This is a genomic window from Nocardioides sp. (genome assembly GCF_051876515.1).
Lineage (GTDB): Bacteria > Actinomycetota > Actinomycetes > Propionibacteriales > Nocardioidaceae > Nocardioides.
In genome coordinates this window covers 1-5,085 of record NZ_JBJEHY010000236.1, presented here as the reverse complement: position 1 = coordinate 5,085, position 5,085 = coordinate 1, and the positions used below count along the sequence as shown (strand labels likewise).

6 protein-coding genes are annotated in these 5,085 nt (G+C 72.3%); 5 read left to right on the top strand and 1 reads right to left on the bottom strand.

From position 1 onward, the window contains the following. The 5 genes from ACI379_RS16470 to ACI379_RS16450 all read left to right on the top strand — a co-directional run. On the top strand, positions 1-810 hold an 810-nt coding region (locus ACI379_RS16470), incomplete at its 5' end, for an alanine racemase (protein WP_439793208.1). Continuing rightward, entirely contained in the window at positions 807-1,796 is a 990-nt protein-coding gene (locus ACI379_RS16465; protein ID WP_439793207.1) for a D-alanine--D-alanine ligase family protein, read from the top strand. The genes ACI379_RS16470 and ACI379_RS16465, both read left to right, overlap by 4 nt. Continuing rightward, positions 1,754-2,809 (top strand): acyltransferase family protein, encoded by a 1,056-nt coding sequence (locus ACI379_RS16460; RefSeq protein ID WP_439793206.1) that lies wholly within the window; start codon positions 1,754-1,756, stop codon positions 2,807-2,809. Before ACI379_RS16465 ends, ACI379_RS16460 begins: the two co-directional genes overlap by 43 nt. Beyond that, a complete protein-coding gene (locus tag ACI379_RS16455) occupies positions 2,803-4,092 on the top strand; it encodes a sensor histidine kinase (protein WP_439793205.1) in 1,290 nt (429 codons plus the stop codon). The genes ACI379_RS16460 and ACI379_RS16455 overlap by 7 nt, the downstream gene beginning before the upstream one ends. Continuing rightward, positions 4,089-4,778 carry a response regulator gene (locus tag ACI379_RS16450; RefSeq protein WP_439793203.1) on the top strand — a complete coding sequence of 230 codons (690 nt, stop codon included), beginning with the start codon at positions 4,089-4,091 and terminating at the stop codon, positions 4,776-4,778. Before ACI379_RS16455 ends, ACI379_RS16450 begins: the two co-directional genes overlap by 4 nt. Positions 4,779-4,805: 27 nt before the next feature. Here the strand turns inward: ACI379_RS16450 and ACI379_RS16445 are convergent. After that, on the bottom strand, positions 4,806-5,085 hold a 280-nt coding region (locus ACI379_RS16445; protein WP_439793202.1), incomplete at its 5' end, for an AMP-binding enzyme.

Sequence of the window (5,085 nt, the reverse complement as noted above, 5' to 3'; positions counted from 1 at the left end):
GCCTTGCCCCCGCTGATCGCACGGCTGGCGCTGGAGGCGCCGCGCGTGCACCTGTTCGCCGACTGCGGCATGTCACGCGACGGCTGTCCGCCCGCCGAGTGGGCGGCGCTGTGCGGGCGCGCGGCCGATGCGGCCCGCGCCGGCCTGATCGAGTGCGTCGGCGTCATGGGTCACCTCGGGTGCGGGGACCACGTCGACGCGTCCTGCCACCGTGACGGGGTGGCGACGTACGAACGCGCGCTGCGCACGGCCGCCCGCCACGGGATCCGGCCACGTCTGCGTCACCTCGCCGCGACCTCGGCCGCCCTGCGTGCGCCGCTGACCCACCACACCCTGCTGCGCACCGGCGCCGGACTCGTTGGGATCGATCCTGGCCGTTCCGGCCTGCTCCGCCACTCGGCGACGCTGGAGGCTCCGGTCGTGCAGGTGCGGCGCGTCCCCGCCGGCGCCACGATCGGCTACGGCCACGACCACGCGGCCCCGAGGACGACCTGGCTGGGCCTCGTCCCGCTCGGGTACGCCGACGGGATCCCACGCTCCGCCTCCAGCCGGGCCGAGGTGCTCGTCGCGGGCGTGAGGCGACCGCTGGTGGGGCTGGTCTCGATGGACCAGTGCGTCGTCGACCTCGGGCCGTCGGCGCCCGCACCTGGAACGGTGGTCACCGTCTTCGGCGGAGCGAAGGGGGCCCCGCGCCTGACGGACTGGGCGGTCTGGGCCGGAGTGCTCGAGCACGAGGTCCTCACCGGCATCGGGCGTCGTGTGGAACGCGTCGCCGCCACCCACGTCCTGCACGCGGGGTGTGCAGCATGAGGCGACGGGTCGCGGTCATCGGCGGTGGGGCGAACTCCGAGCACGAGGTCTCCCTCGCCACCGCGGACGGAGTGCAGGCCGCACTGAGCCTCTCGTACGACGTCGAACGTCTCGACGTGGACCGGGACGGACGCTGGTGCGAGCGCGACGGCACGGTGATCGACACCGCGCGGGCGATGGCACGGCTGGCGGCCTGCGACGTCCTGTTCCCGCTGGTGCACGGGCCGGACGGGGAGGACGGCACCCTCGCCGGTCTCGCGCGGATGCTCGGGCTGCCGTGCGTGGGCTCCGGGGTCGGCGCCGGAGCCGTGGCCATGGACAAGTGGGTCACCAAGCTGGTCGCACAGGACGTTGGCATCCGCGTGGCACCGGGGCGGCTCCTCCGACGCGGGGAGACCCATCCGTGGCCCGGTCCTGCGGTGGTGAAGCCAGTGGCCGGCGGGTCGAGCCAGGGAGTCTCCCCCGCAGCCACCCCCGCCGACTGGGACCGTGCGCTCGACGAGGCGTTCCGACACGACGACCGGGTGCTGGCGGAGGTCTTCGTCTCCGGTCGCGAGATCGACGTGGCAGTCCTTCGGCGGGCTGACGGCTCGCTCCTGGTGTCGCCACCCCTGGAGATCGACGTCCCCGGGTTCTTCGACTACGACTCCAAGTACGGCGGCGAGGCAAGGTTCGTCGTGCCCGCTCCCCTCTCGGAGCCGCTCCGCGATGAACTGGAGTCGCTCGCCCTCACGATGTTCACCGCGCTCGGCTGTTCCGGAGTGGCCCGGATCGACTTCTTCCTCACCCCCGACGGCTTCCTGCTCAACGAGGTCAACACGGTGCCCGGCATGACGGCTCAGTCGCAGGTGCCGCGGATGCTCGCGCACGCGGGGATCCCGTACGCCGAGCTGGTGGCCGAACTCGTGCGCGCCGCCCTCGCCCAGGACCGGGCACGGCATCGGTGTGGAACGTCTGTCCGGGCGCTCGCGGGCACACAACCGTGAGGCGGCGGATCGACTCCGTCGACCTTCTGAGAGGGATCGCCGTTGCCCTCGTGATGCTGCGCCATGCCGCGCCGTCGGTCTTCGAGGGAGCAGGGGTCGTGGGCGTGGTGATGTTCTTCGCACTGTCGGGCTACTTGATCGCCGGCGTGCTCCTCGACGAGCTGGCCGCGACCGGCAGCCTGCGGTTACGAGCCTTCTACGCCAGGAGAGCACGCAGACTGGTGCCGGCGCTCGTCGTGATGCTGTGCGGGGTCACCGTCGTGACCCTGCTGCACGACCCGCTCGGCGAACGCGACCTCCTGCCCACCACCTGGCTGGTCGCGCTCACCTGGACCGCCAACCTGCCCGGACGGCCGGAGACGTCCGAGGCCTCGTTCCACCTGTGGACGCTGGCGGGCGAGGAGCAGTTCTACCTGCTGCTGCCTGCCTTGCTCCTCTTCGCCGTCCGGCGCGGTCGTCTGGGCACCGCGCTCCTGCTGGCAGCCGGGGCGGCGGTGGCCGCCTGTGCCGCCACCTGCTGGTGGCTGCGAGCGGTCCCCGACAACGCGTACGTGCTCCCGACCAGCTGGGCCGCCTGCTTCGTCATCGGGGTGGTCGCACGCTGGGGTCGCGACCGGGTGCCCCACCCACCGACCGCAGCGGTCGGGGCGGCCCTCGCGATCCTGCTGGTCCTCTCAGTGCTCGACGTGCGCGGCCACGTCTGGACGTACACGGTCGTCGGGCCCCTCGTGGCCACCGCGACCGTGACCCTGCTGCTGGGCTGGCGGAACTGGGTCCGGGTCACACCGCCTGCGCTCAGGTGCCTGGTGCTCCTGGGCACGGTCTCGTACGGCGCCTACCTGTGGAACTACCCGCTGACCCTGTGGCTGCGGCCGTACGGCGCCTCGGGCTCGCTCGTCGCCGCCGTGCTCACGGTCGTCGTGGCAGCCTTGAGCTGGCGCTTCGTGGAACGCCCGCTCGTCGCCTCCGCTCACGCGCGTGCCCGAGCGCGTGAGAAGGTGCCGTCGTGGTGAACCGGACGCTGGCTGCCGTGGCCTCCGCTGCCCTCGTCTGCGGCATCGGTGTCCTCCAGGCCCTTCGCGATCCGCTGCTGCGTAACGACCCCCTGTCGTCAGACGCCCTCCTGCCGCTGCTCGTCACCCTTGCGACCGCCGCCCTCATCGCGATCGCGGGCCGTTGGCCGGGCTGGTCGCTCACGGGCCTGTGGCTCTTGCTCGGGTTCCAGCTCTTCACCTCGACGCCGGTCATGCTCGCCCAAGCCGGCGTGGCGTTCGTGGCCTTCGCCTGCGCCGCCTGGGGTGCGCGCAGGACCCTCGCCCTGAGCGCCCTGAGCATCCCGGCCGCGGCCGCGGCCGCCGTGCTGCTGATGTTCAACGTCATCGACGACTCACCCTGGTCCGTCTGGGACCAGTTGCGTTCGTGGGGCCTGCAGGACGCCGCGCGCTACGTCAACGACTCGGCGTGGGGATGGCGACTCGTCCTCGGCGCGGTCGGCCTGCTGATGCTCTCGGTGCCCTGGTTGCTGGGTCTCGCCGTCCGGCTGCAGCGCGCCTCCGACGACTCGGCGCGCTCCCAGGTTGCTGCCGAGGCAGAACGCGACGCAGCCTCCGAGGTCGCGAGCCTGCGCGAAGGGCAGGCGCAACTCGCCCGCGACGTGCACGACGTGGTGGGCCACTCCCTCACGGTGATCCTCGCCCAGGCCGAGGCAGGTCAGTACCAGCACGACCCCGATGCGCTCCACCGCACACTGGGCACGATCGTCGACACGGCTCGCGCGTCCCTGACGGACGTCCGCAGGGTTCTGGAGGACACCGGCTCGCACCCGCTGCCGCCCGCCGAGGACGCGCTCACCGCGCTGCTCGACGGCGTACGCGCGGGCGGCCGCGACGTCCGCTTCATCGACGCGGGCACGGTGCGCCCCCTCCCTCCCGACCTCGCCGGGGTGGCTCACCGGGTGCTGCAGGAGATGCTCACCAACGCCATACGTCACGGAAGGCCCGACGCTCCCATCGAGGTCGAGCGCCACTGGGCCGGCGACCTGCGGATCGAGGTCAGCAACTCCCTGCCGGGCACGGCGGAGGGGCCGGGAGACCTGACCGTCCCCCTCCACCTCGATGAACTGCGCGCGGCCCCCGCCTCGCCCCGCACCGGCAAGGGGCTCGCCGGCATGCGCCGCCGGCTCGACGCGGTCGGTGGGCGGATGGACGTGCGCGTGCGTGAGGCTCAGGGCACCTTCACCGCGACGGCCTGGATTCCCCTGCCCGGGCGCATCGATCCGCCCCGAGGAGTGCGATGAGCGAGGAGGCACGAGCCGTGGACGAGATCCGGGTGCTGCTGGTCGACGACCAGGACCTGTTCCGGGAGGGCGTCGCAGTGATCGTCGACGCCCAGCCCGGGATGAGGGTCGTGGGTTCGGTCGACAACGGGGTCGACGCCGTGCGCGCCGTCGCCGAGACGGAGCCCGACGTCGTGCTGATGGACGTCAGGATGCCCGAGATGGACGGCGTGGAGGCCACGCGTCAGATCTTCTCCCCCGACCGCGTCGCCGCCAGGAATCGACCGGTGCGCGTGATCGTCCTGACGACCTTCAACCTCGACGACCGAGCCGCGACTGCCATGCGGCTGGGCGCGAGCGGCTTCCTCCTCAAGGGAACAACGCCGGCCCTGCTCGCGGACGCGATCCGTACGGTCCACTCGGGGCACGCGGTCCTCGCCCCCGACGACCTCGCGGCCCTGATGGACGGACAGTTCCACACTCGCTCGCGAGTCCCCAGGGCCTTCGGCGACCTCACCGACCGCGAACGCGAGGTCTTCCACGCCGTGGCCCGTGGCCTGTCCAACGCCGAGATTGCGACCCAGACCTTCAGCGGCGAGTCGACGGTGAAGACCCACGTCGGGTCGATCCTGCGCAAGCTCGGTCTGCGAGATCGCGTGCAGGTGGTCGTATTCGCGCACGACCACGGGCTCGCCCGGCCGGAGTGACCAGCCGGGCGAGTGGGTCGGCGTACGTCAACCGACGGAGCGGTCCCCGGTCCAGAACTGCGCCCGCAGCGCCTTCTTGTCGGGCTTGCCGAGGCCGGTCAGCGGGATCGACGCGACAGGGATGACCTGCTTCGGGGACTGGACGGCGCCCTTGCGCTCCTTCACGAGGGCCTGGATCTCGACAACGACGGTCTCGTCCAGTTCCACACCGTCGCGCAGCACCACGAGAGCCGTCACCTGCTCGCCGAACTTCTCGTGCGGGGTTCCGATCACGGCCACCTGCGCGACGGCCGGGTGTGTGGCGACG